The organism is Candidatus Palauibacter sp., from assembly GCF_965216145.1.
GTDB lineage: Bacteria > Gemmatimonadota > Gemmatimonadetes > Palauibacterales > Palauibacteraceae > Palauibacter.
This window is the reverse complement of record NZ_OZ244149.1, coordinates 1653395-1668967: the sequence shown is the minus strand read 5'-3', so window position 1 is coordinate 1668967 and position 15573 is coordinate 1653395. Positions and strand designations below refer to the sequence as shown.

14 protein-coding genes are annotated in these 15573 nt (G+C 67.0%); 5 read left to right on the top strand and 9 right to left on the bottom strand.

Annotated features, from left to right (window positions below; translation table 11 throughout):
• The first annotated feature begins 55 nt into the window (after window positions 1–55).
• Window positions 56–3190, top strand: coding sequence for an aminotransferase class III-fold pyridoxal phosphate-dependent enzyme (locus ACOOHF_RS07255; RefSeq protein ID WP_420463994.1), 3135 nt, complete (start codon window positions 56–58; stop codon window positions 3188–3190).
• A 90-nt stretch (window positions 3191–3280) separates the two neighbouring features.
• Window positions 3281–4117: a hypothetical protein gene (locus ACOOHF_RS07250; RefSeq protein ID WP_420463993.1), complete on the top strand. Its 837-nt coding sequence runs from the start codon at window positions 3281–3283 to the stop codon at window positions 4115–4117.
• A gap of 136 nt (window positions 4118–4253) precedes the next feature.
• Here the strand turns inward: ACOOHF_RS07250 and ACOOHF_RS07245 are convergent, their stop codons facing one another.
• From ACOOHF_RS07245 to ACOOHF_RS07235, 3 genes are all read right to left on the bottom strand, one after another.
• Window positions 4254–4670: a hypothetical protein gene (locus ACOOHF_RS07245; protein WP_420463992.1), complete on the bottom strand. Its 417-nt coding sequence runs from the start codon at window positions 4668–4670 to the stop codon at window positions 4254–4256.
• Window positions 4667–4924 carry a hypothetical protein gene (locus ACOOHF_RS07240; RefSeq protein WP_420463991.1) on the bottom strand — a complete coding sequence of 86 codons (258 nt, stop codon included), beginning with the start codon at window positions 4922–4924 and terminating at the stop codon, window positions 4667–4669. Before ACOOHF_RS07240 ends, ACOOHF_RS07245 begins: the two co-directional genes overlap by 4 nt.
• Window positions 4925–5089: 165 nt before the next feature.
• Window positions 5090–5212: a hypothetical protein gene (locus ACOOHF_RS07235; RefSeq protein ID WP_419934339.1), complete on the bottom strand. Its 123-nt coding sequence runs from the start codon at window positions 5210–5212 to the stop codon at window positions 5090–5092.
• A 116-nt stretch (window positions 5213–5328) separates the two neighbouring features.
• On the opposite strand from ACOOHF_RS07235, the gene ACOOHF_RS07230 reads away from it, so the two are divergent.
• On the top strand, window positions 5329–5781 hold the full coding sequence (locus ACOOHF_RS07230; protein ID WP_420463990.1) for an aminotransferase class III-fold pyridoxal phosphate-dependent enzyme: 453 nt from the start codon (window positions 5329–5331) through the stop codon (window positions 5779–5781).
• 99 nt (window positions 5782–5880) lie between these two features.
• Window positions 5881–6912 (top strand): Fic family protein, encoded by a 1032-nt coding sequence (locus ACOOHF_RS07225; protein WP_420463989.1) that lies wholly within the window; start codon window positions 5881–5883, stop codon window positions 6910–6912.
• A gap of 51 nt (window positions 6913–6963) precedes the next feature.
• Here the strand turns inward: ACOOHF_RS07225 and ACOOHF_RS07220 are convergent, their stop codons facing one another.
• Together ACOOHF_RS07220 and ACOOHF_RS07215 are read right to left on the bottom strand one after the other, a co-directional pair.
• Window positions 6964–7206: a hypothetical protein gene (locus ACOOHF_RS07220; RefSeq protein ID WP_420463988.1), complete on the bottom strand. Its 243-nt coding sequence runs from the start codon at window positions 7204–7206 to the stop codon at window positions 6964–6966.
• Between the two features lie 1362 nt (window positions 7207–8568).
• Entirely contained in the window at window positions 8569–10677 is a 2109-nt protein-coding gene (locus tag ACOOHF_RS07215; protein WP_420463987.1) for a prolyl oligopeptidase family serine peptidase, read from the bottom strand.
• Between the two features lie 189 nt (window positions 10678–10866).
• On the opposite strand from ACOOHF_RS07215, the gene ACOOHF_RS07210 reads away from it, so the two are divergent.
• Window positions 10867–12186, top strand: coding sequence for an aminotransferase class V-fold PLP-dependent enzyme (locus ACOOHF_RS07210; RefSeq protein ID WP_420463986.1), 1320 nt, complete (start codon window positions 10867–10869; stop codon window positions 12184–12186).
• A gap of 32 nt (window positions 12187–12218) precedes the next feature.
• On the opposite strand, the gene ACOOHF_RS07205 is transcribed toward ACOOHF_RS07210, so the two are convergent.
• From ACOOHF_RS07205 to ACOOHF_RS07190, 4 genes are all read right to left on the bottom strand, one after another.
• Window positions 12219–12590 carry a type II toxin-antitoxin system VapC family toxin gene (locus tag ACOOHF_RS07205; protein WP_419934331.1) on the bottom strand — a complete coding sequence of 124 codons (372 nt, stop codon included), beginning with the start codon at window positions 12588–12590 and terminating at the stop codon, window positions 12219–12221.
• A gap of 12 nt (window positions 12591–12602) precedes the next feature.
• On the bottom strand, window positions 12603–12869 hold the full coding sequence (locus ACOOHF_RS07200) for a ribbon-helix-helix protein, CopG family (protein WP_419934330.1): 267 nt from the start codon (window positions 12867–12869) through the stop codon (window positions 12603–12605).
• Between the two features lie 341 nt (window positions 12870–13210).
• Window positions 13211–14902: a GMC oxidoreductase gene (locus ACOOHF_RS07195; RefSeq protein WP_420463985.1), complete on the bottom strand. Its 1692-nt coding sequence runs from the start codon at window positions 14900–14902 to the stop codon at window positions 13211–13213.
• A complete protein-coding gene (locus tag ACOOHF_RS07190) occupies window positions 14899–15528 on the bottom strand; it encodes a gluconate 2-dehydrogenase subunit 3 family protein (RefSeq protein ID WP_420463984.1) in 630 nt (209 codons plus the stop codon). Before ACOOHF_RS07190 ends, ACOOHF_RS07195 begins: the two co-directional genes overlap by 4 nt.
• Window positions 15529–15573 lie beyond the last annotated feature (45 nt).

Genomic DNA, 15573 nt, shown 5'->3' with positions numbered 1-15573 from the left:
CGGCCCTGCCGAAGCTGGTTGACCGGGGATGAACGGGGTGGGAGCTTCGGCCACCATGGAGACGCTCGATACTGCGTACGCGGAGGGAAGGCCGTCCGTCTCGGAGGAGGCCGCGGCCCGGCTCGCCCTGGAACACTGGGGCGTGGAGGGACAGGCCCGGGAATGCGCCAGCGAGCGAGACCGGGTGTTCGAGATCTCCGGCTCGGCCGGTGTCGCCGGCTTTCTGAAGGTCTCGAACGCGCTCGAAGAACGGGCGGTGCTCGATGCCGAGGCGGCCATGCTGGCGGCCCTGTCGGAATCCCAGTCCTGCTACACGCTCCCGACCTGGCGCCCCGCGCTGGAGGGCGGGTCGCTCATCAGGCAGCGTCTCGACGGACGCGCCCACTTCGTCCGCTTCCTGGAGACGGTGCCGGGGATTCCGCTCGATCGCTTCCGCCCGCACGGACCCGAGCTCCGGAGACAGATCGGGCGTCTCGCGGGGATTCTGGATCGCTCGACGACCGGGGTGACGGCCGCGAACCGGCCGATGGTGTGGGACCTCCGGGGGGCTGCGTCGCTCATCCCGGAGAACCTGGCCGCGATCGAGAGTCCCGCGCGCCGCGAGATCATCGCCACGATCCTCGAACGGCACAGGGCGTACGTGGCGCCGCGGGTCGCCGAGCTGCGGGAGAGCTTGATCTACAACGACGCGAACCCGGCCAACATCCACGTCGATCCGGGGCGGATGCGGGAGGGGGCGCCTCACATCGTGGGCGTGGTGGACTTCGGGGACGCGATCCGGTCGTGGACGGTCGCGAATCTCGCGGTCGCTTCCGCGTACGCGGCCTTCGGGAGCTGCGACCCGCTGAGCGCGTTCTGTGATGTGGCCCGGGGCTACGCCGCCGAACACGAGATGACGGAAGCGGAAGCCGACGTCGTGTACGAGCTGGCTCGACTTCGCCTCGCACTCAGCGTGACCATCTCCTCGGTGCGGTGCGCTCAACAGCCGGACAACGATTACCTGCGCGTCAGCCAGGCCCCCGCCTGGGACGTGCTCGAGCGGCTGGACGGCACGCCGCCGAACCTGGGCCGCTACCGGCTGCGCGAAGCGTGCGGACACCCGCCCTGCCCCGAGACGGTGCGCGTGATCGCGGCGCTGGAGCGGGCCGCCCCGGACGCCGCGCCCGTGCTCGATCCGGACCCGCGCGTGGCACCCACGGTCACGCTCGATCTGAGCGTCGAGTCGGGCGACGACGGCGGAACCTTCGATCCCACCGACCATGCCGCCTTCTCGCAGCGGTTGTTCGACCACATGCGGGACGCGGGCGCCGCGGTCGGGATCGGTCGTTACGACGAAGTCCGGTGGTGGTACACGGGCGAGGCCTTCCGGGCGCCGGGAAACGAGGTGGGCGAGTGGCGCACGGTCCACCTCGGCGTCGACCTGTTCGCGGAGCCGGGGACGCCGGTCCTCGCGCCGCTCGGAGGCCGGGTCGTGTCCGTTCGCGACAACGCCGAGCGCCTGGACTACGGCCCGACCGTCATCCTGGAGCACGAATTGGAGGACCCGTCAAGCCAGGTGGACGAACCCGTACGTCTTTGTACTTTGTTCGGGCACTTGTCACCCGAAACGCTGTCCGCGGTCGCGCCGGGAGAGAACGTCGACCCCGGGCGCACGATCGGCTGGATCGGCGCCCCGCCCGGCAACGGCGATTGGGCGCCCCACCTCCACTTCCAGATCTTCGTCGACCCGCTGGGCTACGACGGGACCTTCCCGGGCGTCTGTGCCCCGAGCGGGCGCGACACCTGGACGGCGGTGAGTCCCGACCCGAACCACCTGCTCCGGATCCCGGGCGAGACGACGGCGGCCCGTCCCCGCACCCACACCGCGCTCGTCGAGGACCGCGACCGCCGCCTGGGCCTGTCGCTCAGCCTCTCGTACCGGAGGCCGCTCCACATCGTGCGGGGGCGCGGAAGCTGGCTGTACGACATCGACGGCCAGCCCTTCCTCGACTGCGTGAACAACGTGGCCCACGTCGGCCACTCGCACCCGCGGGTGAACGAGGCGGCACGCCGACAGATGGCATCGCTCAACACGAACACTCGATACCTGCACGAGGCCATTCTCGAATACACCGAGCGACTGACGGCCCTCTTCCCGGCCCCGCTGGATGTGTGCTTCCTCGTCTGCTCCGGCACCGAGGCCAATGAACTCGCCCTCCGCATGGCGCGGACGCACACCGGCAAGGTGGGTGCCGTCGTCCTCGACGGCGCGTATCATGGGAACTCGAGTTCGGTCGTCAACCTGAGTCCCTACAAGTTCAACGGCCCCGGCGGGAAGGGCCCGCGGCCGTGGGTCCGAATGGCGCCCATGCCGGACACCTTCCGGGGGCTTCACCGAGGGCCGGACAGCGAGGTCGCACCGCTCTACGCGGCGTACGTGGGCGAGGCGGCGCTCGCGCTCGAAACGGAGCCCACCTGGTTCGACGATCGTCCGCCCGGCGCGGCCGCCTTCTTCCACGAATCGATCCTCAGCTGCGGCGGGCAGATCCCGCTCCCGGCCGGTTACCTCGCGGCTTCCTACGCGGCGGCCCGCGAGCACGGCGCCGTGTGCGTGGCCGACGAGGTGCAGGTTGGCTTCGGTCGCGTGGGGTCGCACTTCTGGGCCTTCGAGGAGCACGGCGTCGTCCCCGATATCGTCACGCTCGGCAAGCCGATCGGGAACGGACACCCCCTCGCGGCCGTGGTCACGACGCGCGAGATCGCCGAGTCATTTGCCAACGGGATGGAGTACTTCAACACCTACGGCGGGAACCCCGTCTCCTGCGCCATCGGCCTGGCTGTCCTCGATGTGATCGAAGACGAGGGACTACAGGAGAACGCCGCGAAGGTCGGCAAGCGGCTGCTGGCGGGCCTCGAATACCTCCGTGATCGCCACGCCGCCGTCGGCGACGCGCGGGGCAGAGGCCTGTTCTCGGGCATAGAGTTCGTGCGGGAGGGGGGGGATCTCGAGCCCGCCGCCGACGTGGCCGACGCCGCCGTTCAGCGCATGCGGGACAAGGGGATCCTCCTGAGCACGGACGGCCCCAAGCACAACGTGATCAAGATGAAGCCGCCGCTTGTCTTTTCTCGACAACACGCCGATCTTCTCGTTTCTCGCTTAGATGATGTTCTTGCTGAACCCACCTTCTCAGCTAGGACAACCATGCAATGAGCTTGCAAGACTTGACGTAGGCGGCGATGACAAATCGATCCTGCTGTAGCTGCACGACGTCGGCGGCGGCTTGGTATCTCCCTAACAAAGATGTCCTTCTTTTTCGCTCCCGTCTGCGGCGATTTCGAAATCACGGGTCCGGCCATCTCCCGACTCGAGGAGAGTTCGGCCACCGACCGCGCCAAACTGTCCGGTTGGCTGTATGACCGGAAAGACACAGGCGATGTCCCCAACATCACAGCGGACGCACTCGACGAGATCTGCGCCCTGCCGAGACCCTCGCTTGACGAACGAGGGCGGCGGTTCCTGCGGGAGGCGATCCGCAACACAGAGCGGTTGGGCGAACGCTTCAATATCTATGCAACGTCATACATGGTCGCGACTTACTCAGCCGACCGAAGCGAAGTCAAGTATCTGGCACAGATGTTGGCTAAGGAGGGCTATGTTCTTCGCCTCGGAGCGGGTGGGACATGCCAACTCTCACCGGAGGGATACCGTGTCGCATCGGAAGCCGGTGGCAGCATGAGTGAGTCTGAGAAGGTGTTTGTCGCGATGTGGTTTACGCCGGAACTCGATGATGCCTACCGGAACGGGTTTGTCCCCGGGATCATGGAAGCGAGGTACTCGCCAATTCGTGTGGATCAGGTGGAGCATGTGAACCGGATCGATGATGAGGTCATTGCGCAAATAAGAACCTCAGCGTTTGTCGTGGCCGACTTCACTGGGCACCGGACGGGAGTTTATTTTGAAGCTGGATTTGCCCTTGGCCTCGGGCTGTCCGTCATCTGGACGTGTAGGAAAAGCGACTTGGGGGATCTTCATTTTGATATCCGGCAATACAACTGCATCGATTGGGAGACACCTGAAGAGTTGGCTGAGCGACTCCAGCGACGTATCGAGGAGGTTGTTGGGAAGGGTTCGACCTAGACGAGGCGCAGTTGGTCCCGCTCTACCGCGTCTTGAGGGGAGAGCTACGTAACCCTCAAGGTTGGGCTTGGACCAAGTGGGACCACACATCGGAGGACTGAGGGGAGAGGGAGGATCTGGGAGGTCGGTCGAGAGTCTAACTTGGAGAGCGGTGTCCCAAGTAGTAGCCGAGGCCGAGGAAGGCCCCGCCCGCGAGGGCATAGCTCAGCAGCAATACCGCAGCGTCCTGCTGTCCCTCGTCGCCGAAGAACACCGCCCACAGGAGTACGGCGAAGACTGCCAAGCCTGCGATTATGGCGACCCACGCCATCTTGGTCCGGGACGCCCAGCTACGGCTGCGGTGTTCATCGTCACGGCGGATACGATCCTTGTGAAACTCCAACTGCTGCCGCTGAGTCTCGTGGGCCAGCGCAATTCCTTCGCGTAATACTTCGGTTCGGCGATCAGCGCTTGCTATGCGTGCTTGTTCGACGGCCCGGAACTCGGCCCACAACTCCATTTGGCTGGAGTCGTGCTGGCGCGTGACTACTTCTCGACCGGTCTCGTCGCTCATCGGTGGGCGGACCTCGGAGGCCAGAACAACTCGGCAGGTGAGGGCGACAGTGTCGCGTCGTCAAGCACAGCGGCGAACGCCTCCGCCGAGACGCTGTAGACGACATACCCTCGGTAAGGAGACTCGTCAAAGCGCGTGATTGCGCTCGCCGGATCCAGAGATGCCTGCCTACGGAGGACTTCGTCCATCGCGTCCTCTACCGTGTCGCAGTAGAAGTCCGGGATGACGCGAGGGAGCATGTCGATCGTGAGCATCAATTCTCCTGACGTTGTGTGCTACCGTCTGAAGTAACCTAAGGGGTCAACCGCACCTCAACCAAGGTTACAAACGGGTGCGACCCCAGGCGCGTTCCGCCGTACAAGGGTTCTTGCCTACGGTGGCGGTGCTCGCGGCCTCGGCAGCGTTGGGATCGGTCGGCGCTACGGCTGCTCCAGCGCGAGGCTAAAGGGGCGGTCGTCATCCGTGCGGTAGGTGAGGAAGCCCCGCCGGTGGAGAGTCAGCACATCACGAACCTTCAGCGTCTGGGCAAGAAGTACGAGCATTGCATCGGCAAAAGTCCCTCGACGCATCCCCATACCGGCTCATCAGGGGTGCGACACGCGTGACGCCGGGGGCTGTCAGGCGTCGTGGACGCGCGTGTCGCTGTACGCGGTACGCGATGAAATCAGCGAGCGCTGCGGGGCCATTACGCGCGCGGGCACAGGAGATGCATGGCCTCCGTCACCACGGCTCCGGTGGTATGGAGGGTGCCCCGGAAGCTCTCGAGGACAGCGAGGAAGAATTACGGGAGAATGCCGCTGTCGTCGGCGAAGGTTTGCTGCGTGGGCTCGAGTATCTGCGCGACCGCCACGGTCCGGTCGGCGACGCCCGGGGCCGCGGCCTGTTCACGGGGATCGAGTTCGTGCGCGAGGGAAAAGATCTGGAGCCCGCCGCCGACGTGGCCGACGCCGCCGTTCAGCGCATGCGCGACCACGGCATCCTCTTGAGCACGGACGGCCCCGACCACAATGTGATCAAGATGAAGCCGCCGCTCGTCTTCTCCGAAGCCGACGCGGATCTGCTGGTCTCGAACCTCGACGACGTCCTCTCCGAGACCGCCTACCTGAGCTAGCTCGCGCGGGAGAGCGTCGGCGCTGGAGTTGGCGGGGTGCGGGAGTCTCCTGATACCGGACGTTGCACCCGAAATATGTTCTGTTACGTTAGATAGTCCATGGACGAACAAATTGACTCGAGCAAGCCGAGACGGGGACGCCCACCGCGCCGCGAGTTGTACCATCAGCTGCACGCCGAAGTGGTCGAACTCCGCCAACGTCTCGGTGGCCTCCCCCGTCCGGAGGAAGCGGCTGACATCTGGCGCGGGATCTGGTACGAAGAGGCACATCACTCCACCGCGATCGAGGGCAATACGCTCCTGCTCAAACAGGTCGAGCGGCTGCTCGCGGATGGGGTCGCGGTCGGCAACCGGGAACTGCGCGAATACCTGGAGGTGCGTGGATACGGTACGGCGGCCGAGTGGGTGTACCGGCAGGCACTTGACCCGACTGGGCTGTTTCACTCCAGAGAGATTCTGAATCTGGCGGAGGTACGCCAGATTCACCACACCGCAATGTCCCCGGCGTGGGAGGTCGCGCCGCATCCCGACGCCACCGACAGGGAAACGCCCGGCAGCTTCCGTGAACACGACATCAGGCCGTTTCCCGGGGGGATGATCGCGGTGGAGTGGCCGCTTGTGTCTGCCCGGATGGAAACCTGGATCGCCGACGCGAACTCGCTCGACCCGGACGTCGTCGCATTCCCCGAGGCGCTGGCGGAACTCCACTGCCGCTTTGAACAGATCCATCCGTTCCTCGATGGGAATGGCCGGACGGGCCGACTCGTTCTGAACCTGATTCTGGTGCGGCTCGGGTATCCGCCCGCGATCATTTACAAGCGAGACCGCTCCCGGTACCTCGCCGCCCTGCGGAGGGCAGACGGCGGCGACAGCGGTCCGCTCGGCGAGATGATCGCGCGGGCGATTCTGGATAACCTCTACCGCCTCGTCATGCCGGCCGTAGCCGGCCCGGCCCGGCTCGTACCGCTCGCCGCGCTCGCGACACCCGACATGACAGCTCCCGCCCTGCGTATGGCCGCCGCCCGCGGCCGGCTTAAGGCGGTGCGTGGCCCGGACGGTCGCTGGCGCAGTTCCCGTCGCTGGGTTGAGGAATACCAAGCTACCCGTTACCGCCGCGATCGCGTCGAATGACCGTCCGCCAGCGGCTTGGTCCCGGGCGACCGGCCCCTCGTGGCCCGGGCGCTACGGCTGATCGAGAACCAGGCGAAACGGTCGTCCGTCAGCCGTTCGGTAGGTGTGGAAACCCCTGCGGTCGAGAGTCAGAACCTCGTGCACGTCGAGGCGCTGCGCGAGCAGGACGAGGGTCGCGTCGGCGAAGTCCATCGGTGTGTCGGCATAGCGGTCCATTAGGAGCGCTGCGCTCGTGACCAGAGGAGGCTGGCAGGCGTCGTGGACGTGCATGCGGGACAGGGTGGTAGCATGCAAGGGTGGATCCACATGGTCTGGCCGGGCGCAGGGCGCGGTACCGAGTAACTCCGGGGGTGCGAGGCAGCGATTCTCTCGTACACGTGGGTAACAGCGGCGCTACCCAGATATGCGCAGAATCTGCCGATAAGCGAGGACCGGATCCGCGATCAGGGAGCGATCTTGGGTTCTCTCCCCTGGTCGTCCACGGCGCGTCGCATCGACTCTTTCGACTCCAACACCGATCTGCCCTCGAAGTTGATCCCGTCTCGGGTGTCGATGACGTGGCCTGCAAAAAACTGGCTCGTCCGGGGTGGATCCGGTAGATAGGCGACCATCGGCGCGGCCGCCCTATCCGGAGCCGCGATTCCCTGGTCTACCGGGGGCGGCCAGTTAGCGGCCGGGCGGGACTCCGGAGGCAGCTGTTCGAGCGGGCGCTGGGATTCCGTCAGCGGACGGAGTCGACGCGGCGGAGCGCCGCCTGGATGCATCTGGACTACCGGGCGGGACCTTCACTGCCCCTCGTGCGTGCGGGAGGGCTCCGTTCGACCGAACGGGCGGCGGTTCCGCCACGCACGCGCTGCGCGCAGAGTCTCGCGGGGTGAGGCACGAAGCCGTGACAGCCGGGCTCGGTCCCCTCGGCGGCGGCGCGACGGTCGGGCGCCTCTCGCAACACGCGGCTTCCTGCTCGCCGCGTCGGAGGCCCGGGCAAGGACTTCTTTTACGCGCGGTGTATGCCGGCGGGGCCACGACAACACGCTGCGGGACAGGGTGCGTAGCGTGCAACGGGTCGTGAGGACCTCGAGGCACACGGGGGGCGCGCCTCGACCGAGACCTGTGCAGGACATGTCGGCCGCGTACATGAAGGGGGCGCGGGGGGTTCGAGGCAGCGACCTTCTCTCGCTACACGTGGGTAGAACAGCGGCGATTCTGACCCCGAGATAGCGCAGAATCTGCCGATCAAGCGAGGATCGGCGAACTGATCCGTCGATCGGAGCCTGGACGCGATCTTTCGAGGTTCTCTCCCGCCCCGGCTGGCCGAGGTCTCCTCGACAAAACTCCCAGTCATAGCGGCGAAGACGATCGTGGGACCATCGGCGCGAGGATCGCATCGAGGGCTCTCCTTCGTCCACTCCAAGGCCACCGATCTGCCCTCGAAACTTGATCCCATCGCCTATCTCGTGTGCGGCATGACGTGGCCTGCAAAAAACTCGTAGTCTTCGTCGTACTCGAAGACGCCGGTGTATCCCTTGTACTCGATCATGGCGCGACTCCTGCCCGTTCCAGGAAGCTACGCATCAATCGTACGCACGCGGATGGCGCCGTTTCGCCCTTCCCCGGAGGGGGTCGGGCTCGCCTGCGCCGACTACCCGACTTCCGAGCCTATGAGCCGCCCTGGGTGGCAGCCGTGCGGTCGTCGTCGTGGGTGCCCCAGCGCTCGAACCACTTTCGCAGGATGAGTTGGGTGCGGAGGAAGTTCGACGGCAGGCTCGACGTGCCGTGCCACTCACCCTCGAAGCGGACCATGGCGGTCGGCTTGTTCTGCGCCTTGAGCGCCTGGTAGAACTGCTCCGTCTGCGCCATCGGCGTACGCAGGTCGAGGACGCCCGTCATGAGCATGGTCGGCGTCGTGACGTCGCCCACGTACGAGATCGGCGAGCGCCGGATGTGCTCGCTCGGGTCCTCCCACGGGAACTGCTGGAAGTCGGCGTACCAGCGCAGGTAGTTGCCGTCGACCTCGTTCGGGAAGTTGAACCAGTTCACCACGGGACAGTTCGCCGAGGCGGCGCGGAAGCGGTCCGTGTGTCCCACGACCCACGACGTCAGCACGCCGCCGCCCGAGCACCCGTACACGAACATGTTGCCATCGTCCACGTAGCCGCGGGAGATGACCTCGTCCACGCTCGACATGAGGTCGTCGAAGTCGTGGTTCGGATAGTCGTACTGGATCGCGTTGCCGAACTCCGTCCCGTACCCGGAGCTGCCGCGCGGGTTGGTGTAGAGGACGACGTAGCCGTTCGCGGCGTGCTCCTGCCACGAGAAGTTGAACCCGCCGTTATACATGCCGTGCGGGCCGCCGTGGATGATGAGGATGAGCGGATACTCTCGCGACGCGTCGAAGTCCGGGGGCTTGATGACCCAGCCATGGATCGGAAGTCCATCGTGGGAAGATTCACTCCAGATCTGCTCGACCTCGCCGAGCCGGACGCCGGCGAGAACGTCCGCGTTCACGTCGGTGAGCCGGGTGCGCCGGTCGGGCTCGTCCAGCGGGAAGGCGTAGACGTCGCCGGGTTCGTGCGCGTCACCCCACATCCCGACCGCCGTGCCGCCGTCGCTCACGTCGTTGAGGCCGAACATCTGCGCGCCATCGCTCATCGCCCGCACCTCGCCGTCGAGCGACGCGTGGTAGATGTTGCGATAGCCGTCCGCGGTGACGTCGAAGTAGAGGCCGCGCCCGTCGGGAGCCCAGTGCAGCGACCCGGGGCTGCGGTCCATTTCCGCCGTCAGCGCGCGCGGGTTCGACCCGTCCGCGTTCATCACGTACACGGCGGACTCGATGTAGTCGAAGGTCGTCGTGTCGTGTCCCACGTAGGCGATCATCCGCCCGTCCGGCGACGCGACGGGCCGAGTGTCCGGCCCCTTGCGGGTCGTCACCTGGCTCAGCTCGCCGGATTCGGCGTCGAGACGATAGATCTCGCTCTCCTGCCAGCGATAGTCCGCGTCCTCGATGATGAGACCGCTGAACAGGAGCGACCCGCCGTCGGGCTCCCAGGTGGGGACGCCGTAGTTGAAGTCGCCCTCGGTGAGCTGGCGCGGGGTGCCGCCATCGGCGGGCACGACGAAGAGGTGCTGGTACTTGTCCCCCAGGAATCCGATCCGGTCCTGCCGATAGATGAGGCGTTCGATGATGCGCGGGCCCGGCGTCCACGTCGCCCCCTCCGGCTTGGGCAGCGAGAGGGACCAGTGGCGGGCGGTCGGCTCCTCAGCCCCCACGCGCATGGTGAACGAGAACCGCGTGCCGTCCGGCGACCAGGACAGATTGGACGGACTGTCCGTCAGCCGGGTGACCTGCGATACGGCCCCCTCCGCGTCCATCCAGCGGACGAAGATCTGCGTGTTCCCCTCATCGTCGGGCGCGAGGAAGGCGAGCCGGCTCCCGTCCGGAGACCAGCGCGGGGAGGAGCCGTCGAGGAGGTGACGGGGTCGCGTCCCGTCGCGGTTCACGATCCAGATCGAGGTCTTCCACGCGTCGTTCATCTTGTCGACCCAGAGGCGCTCGTAGACGACGGAGCCGCCGTCGGGCGAGATCCGCGGGTCCTGGAGGCGCTCCCAGTCGAGCCACGTTTCGAGCGGGAGTGCCCCGTCGGCCTGCTGGGTCGCGAACGCCGGGGCGGGCGCACCGACGCCAACGAGCACGAGAAGCGGGACAAAGCTCTGGAACAGGACGCGGAAGGAGAAAGAGGGGAGGGAGACGGGGGCGCGGGTCTTCATGATACCTCCAGGTGCGAGAACCACCGGCACGTCCCGAAACATGGCAAACGCCTCACCGCCTGTATAGACCGCGCGGTTCGCCCCATGCCGGTCCCAGTCCGGCGTCGTATGTTGGATTCGGAACGACGGCGGCTGCCGCGCCGGGATCGCGCCAGGCTGCGACGGCCCTCAACACGGGAGGTTTCCGTGATGTCTCGCACGCCCACCGACGCGCCCCACCTGCCCGACCGACGACGATTCCTGAAGCGGGCCGCGGCCGGGGCGGCGCTCGCGGCGACCCCCGCGTGGACTCGGGCGCCCTCGAAGCTCGGCCTCACGATCGAGGAACTGTCGGACCGCCGCGATTTCCTGGGGACGGAGGACGAGGCCTTCTGGGAGATGGTGAAGTCCCAGTTCCCGCTACGTCCCGGCCTCATCCTCATGAACGCGGCGAACCTCTGCCCCTCGCCCTATCCGGTGCAGGAGGCGGTGTTCGGATACACGCGCGACATCGATCAGGACGCGTCGTTCCACAATCGGGCCAAGTTCAACCCGCTCGCGGCGAAGTCCGTCGACGCGCTGGCCGAACTGCTCGGCGCCTCCCCCGAGGAGATCGTAGTCACCCGGAACACCTCCGAGAGCAACAACGCGGTGATCAACGGACTCACGCTGGGCGCGGGAGACGAGGTCGTGCTGTGGGACCAGAACCACCCCACGAACAACGTGGCGTGGGATGTCCGGGCCGACCGCTGGGGCTACAAGGTGATCCGCGTGGCGACGCCCCCGGCGCCGAAGACCGAGGACGAACTGGTCGACGCGTTCGTGAGCGCCTTCACCGACCGGACGCGGGTGCTCTCGGTGACGCAGATCTCGAACATCTCGGGGGTCGAACTTCCGGCCAGCCGCCTGTGCAGTATCGCCCGCGACCGCGGCATCTACGTGCACATGGACGGGGCGCAGAGCTTCGGCGCCGTGGAGGTCGACCTGCACGCGATGGGGTGCGACTCGTACACGGGGAGCGCCCACAAGTGGTTCTGCGGGCCCAAGGAAGCCGGTGTGCTCTACGTGCGGGCCGACCGGGTCGCCGAGTTGTGGCCGAGCGTCGTGGGCGTCGGCTGGGACGGGGCGAACGCCGGGGGCGGGGCCGACAAGTTCGGCACGTTCGGCCAGCGGGACGACGCCGCGGTGGCCGGCGTGGGGACGACGGCCGAGTTCCACCAGGCCATCGGGCCCGCGGCCATCGAGGCCCGCACGCGTGCCCTCGCTACGGGGCTGAAGGCGGCGATCCGCGAGCGTGTGCCCGACGTGAGCTTCCACACCTCGGACGTGCCGGGACTCAGCGCGGGCGTGGTCATCGCGGAGTTGCCGGTCGACGATCACACGGAGATCTACAACCGCGTGTACGAGGAGCACGGCATCGCGGGCGCGCTGCGCACGGGGGCGTTCCCCGGCATCCGGCTCTGCCCGCACCTGTACAACACGATGGCCGAGGTCGAGCAGGTCGCCGACGCCCTCGCCGCTTCGCTCTAGGAGAGGTGTAGCGGGGTGCTGATCGTGGACTGCTAAACCAATCGCAGCCCGAAAGCTTCAAAGCGCCGAAAGTCCTTCACGTTCACCGTGGCGACTTGCGCCCCTTCTGCAAGCGCTGTCGCGGCGATCATGCAGTCCAACAGCGACCCTCGTCGCCGCCCCGATTCGTTGAAGAGACGAGCCGCGACCGTCGCATCCCGGGCCGTGAAGTCGGCGCGCGGACCGATGAGTTCATCCGCGATGGCAAGGGCGGACGGGTGCAGCGGCCCACACAGAAACTCGGTCCAGGCCACGGCACTCATGCCGAAAGTTGCCCCCGAGGCGACCCAGTTCCTCAGTTGGCGGTCCTGCGGCGATCCGGAGTCGAGCGCCCGGATCAGGAAACTGGTGTCCAGGTGAATCATCGTCCTGGCCGGCTAGCCGGACGGCTCGTCGCGCGTGGCAAGTCGCTCGGCCCGCACGTTTCGCTCCCACTCCGCCAGATCCACGCTGCCCTCGCGGACCACGGTCTGCAGCTGATCGAGCGCGGCCAGGGGACCGCCGACCTGTGAAGCATCTTCCGCCGCCGCCAACTTGATGGCGCGACGCAGCACCTCGGACTTCGAGACGCTCCAGCGACGTGCGAGGGTCTCCAGGGTTCGCACCGAATCTACGTCCAGTGAGTACGTAGACTTGATCGTCATGGTGGCCATACCAAAAAGTATGGCCATATCATGTTGCGAGCAAGCGTGAACGAAGTCGAAGCGGCGGAATGTCAGCCGCTAGCTGTGCGGCGTCCAATGCCTGGGGTTGTTGCTGGCAGTCCCTGTGAAAGCTTATGCCGATTCAACATCACACTTTCAATTGGCCTGGGCCGATACAGGGGCACCGAAACAGGGGCACCGACACTAACGGGCGGGTGAAGATGTGGCCGATCCCGAGCTCCCGGAGCGTCCGAGGGAACCGCTTCGAGCGGTACGCCACCCCGTTGTCCGGTCATGAGCTGGCCGATTCCTCACCCCCTGCACCATCCTGAGATCCAGAGCTAGAGTTCGCCACGGTTCTTTGCCCACAGCGCGTAGTGGCAGGAGCGCGCCGTGAGGGCCATGTAGGTCAGTGACGGGTTCTGGCAGGCGGACGACGGCATCGCCGCGCCGTCGATCACGAACAGGTTCGGCGCGTCCCAGGCCTGGTTGAAGCCATTGAGGACGGAGGTCGCCGGGTCCCGACCCATCCTCGCCGTCCCCATCTCGTGGATCGTGAGGCCCGGCGCCGTGAGGTTCGTCAGCAACTCGATGTCGACTCCGCCGCCAGCTTCCAGCATTTCAGCGGCCCGATCCGCGCTGTCCCGCATCATCACGCGCTCGTTATCGCTCCACTCGCAGTGGATGCGAAGCGCCGGGATCCCCCAGGCATCGACCCGCTCGGGGTCCAGTTCGATGTAGTTCTCCTCGCGCGGCAGACACTCGCCGAAGGCGCCGAGTTCGAACTCCCACACGCCGGGTTCGGTCAATTGGCGCTTGTAGTCCGCCCCGAACCCGGGCATGTCGAGCCCGCGGCTCCAGCCCTGCCGCGTCGACCAGCCCTGATATCCGTAGCCCCGGATGAAATCAGGCGAAGGCTCCGTCACGTTCCGGAAACGCGGGATGTAGATCCCGTTCGGTCGCTCACCCGTGTACCCGTGGTCTTCCCAGCCCGGGAACTTCGCCTTCGCGCCGGTGCTCATGGTGTGGTCCATGAGATAGTGGCCGAGGACCCCGCTCGAGTTCGCGAGGCCGTCGGGGAAGTCGGCGGACTTCGAGTTGAGTAGGATGCGCGTGGACTCGAGCGCCGAGGCGCCGAGCATGACGATCTCGCCGAAGAACTCCAGCGCCTCACCCGATTCACGATCGATCACGCGCACGCCGGTGACGCGACCGCGGGCGGGATCCCAGATCACGCTGTGCACGACGCTGTCCGGGCGCAGCGTCATCAGTCCGGTAGCCTCGGCCGCGGGGAGGGTGGCGTTGAGCGAACTGAAGTAGCTCTTCGTCCGGCAGCCTCGGTGGCAGGGCCCGCAGTAGTGGCAGGCACTCCGCCCCTTGTGGTCGCGGGTGAGGACGGCCGTGCGGCCGATCGTCATCATCCGCGTGTCACCGAAGTCGCGCGCGATCGCTTCCTTCACGGTGTTCTCGACGCAGGTCATCTGCATGGGCGGCAGGAAAACGCCGTCGGGCAGCTGCGGGAGACCCTCGACCCGGCCGCTGATGCCGACGAATTCCTCGACGTACGCGTACCACGGGGCGAGGTCCGCGTAGCGGATCGGCCAGTCCACGCCGATCCCGTCGCGCGCGTTGGCCTCGAAGTCGAGGTCGCTGAGGCGGTACGACTGCCGCGCCCACATGATCGAGCGCCCGCCCACCTGGCGGCCCCGGATCCACAGGAACGGCTTGTCTTCGTCCGTCGTGTAGGGGTTCTCGATGTCGTTGACGAAGAACTTCCGGCCCATTTCGTCGCAGGCGTAGCACTCGCGCTGCACGGGCTGCTCGGCCGCCAGCGCCTTGCGGTCGTTCCAGCCGCGGTAGGGCATGCGGTACGGGGGCACGTGCTCGACGTAGTCCCGCTCCGGGACGATCATGGGCCCGGCCTCGAGGACCAGCACACGGAGTCCGAGTTCGGTCAGTTCCTTCGCCGCCCACCCGCCCGTGATGCCCGAGCCGACGACGATCGCGTCCCACGTCTCCTGACGGCGGCTCACCGCGCGCTCCCGCTTCCGTTGCGCTCCCCGGGGCGGGGTTCGCCCGTACCGTACTGGTCGAGGAGGACGCAGCCCTCGAAGGCCCCGGGGATGATGCGGTATCCCAACGAGCGGAGTCCGACCTCCGACGTGAAGTAGCCGGCGAGGGTGAACCGCTTCACGTCGTAGAAGAAGGTCCGGGTCTCGTCGATGTCGGGGTCCCGGCGGCGGAGGTCGAGGTCTTCGTCCAGCCGGGCGAGGAGTTCGGCCTGCTGGCCCGGGGCGCAGTCGGCGAAGTCGGCGCCGTGGGCCGCCCGGGCGATGGGGTCCACTTCGTCCAGGCCGGCCAGGAAACGGTCGCGGTCCGACGCGTCCAGCCAACCGGTCAGGAGGGCATCGACGAATGCGGTCACGCCCGCCTCGCTCGCGCCGGGCGTGTCGGTCCGGGGCAGGATGACCTCGGCGAGCGCCGTCACCGTCCGGGCCTGCGCGGGCGTAAGCGTCGCGGGCGGCGCGCCGCCGACCGGGCCGACCTCCGCGCGGATGCGCTGCCCGAGCGCCAGCGCCCGCGCCACGGCCCCGCCCGGCACGAGCAGCGGCGCGCCGGTGGCGGCGCCGATGATCTTGAGAGCCCTGCGCCGTCTCACAGCCGATCCTCCAGAGTGCCCTTCGTCGATCGGACGCGGCGAGGC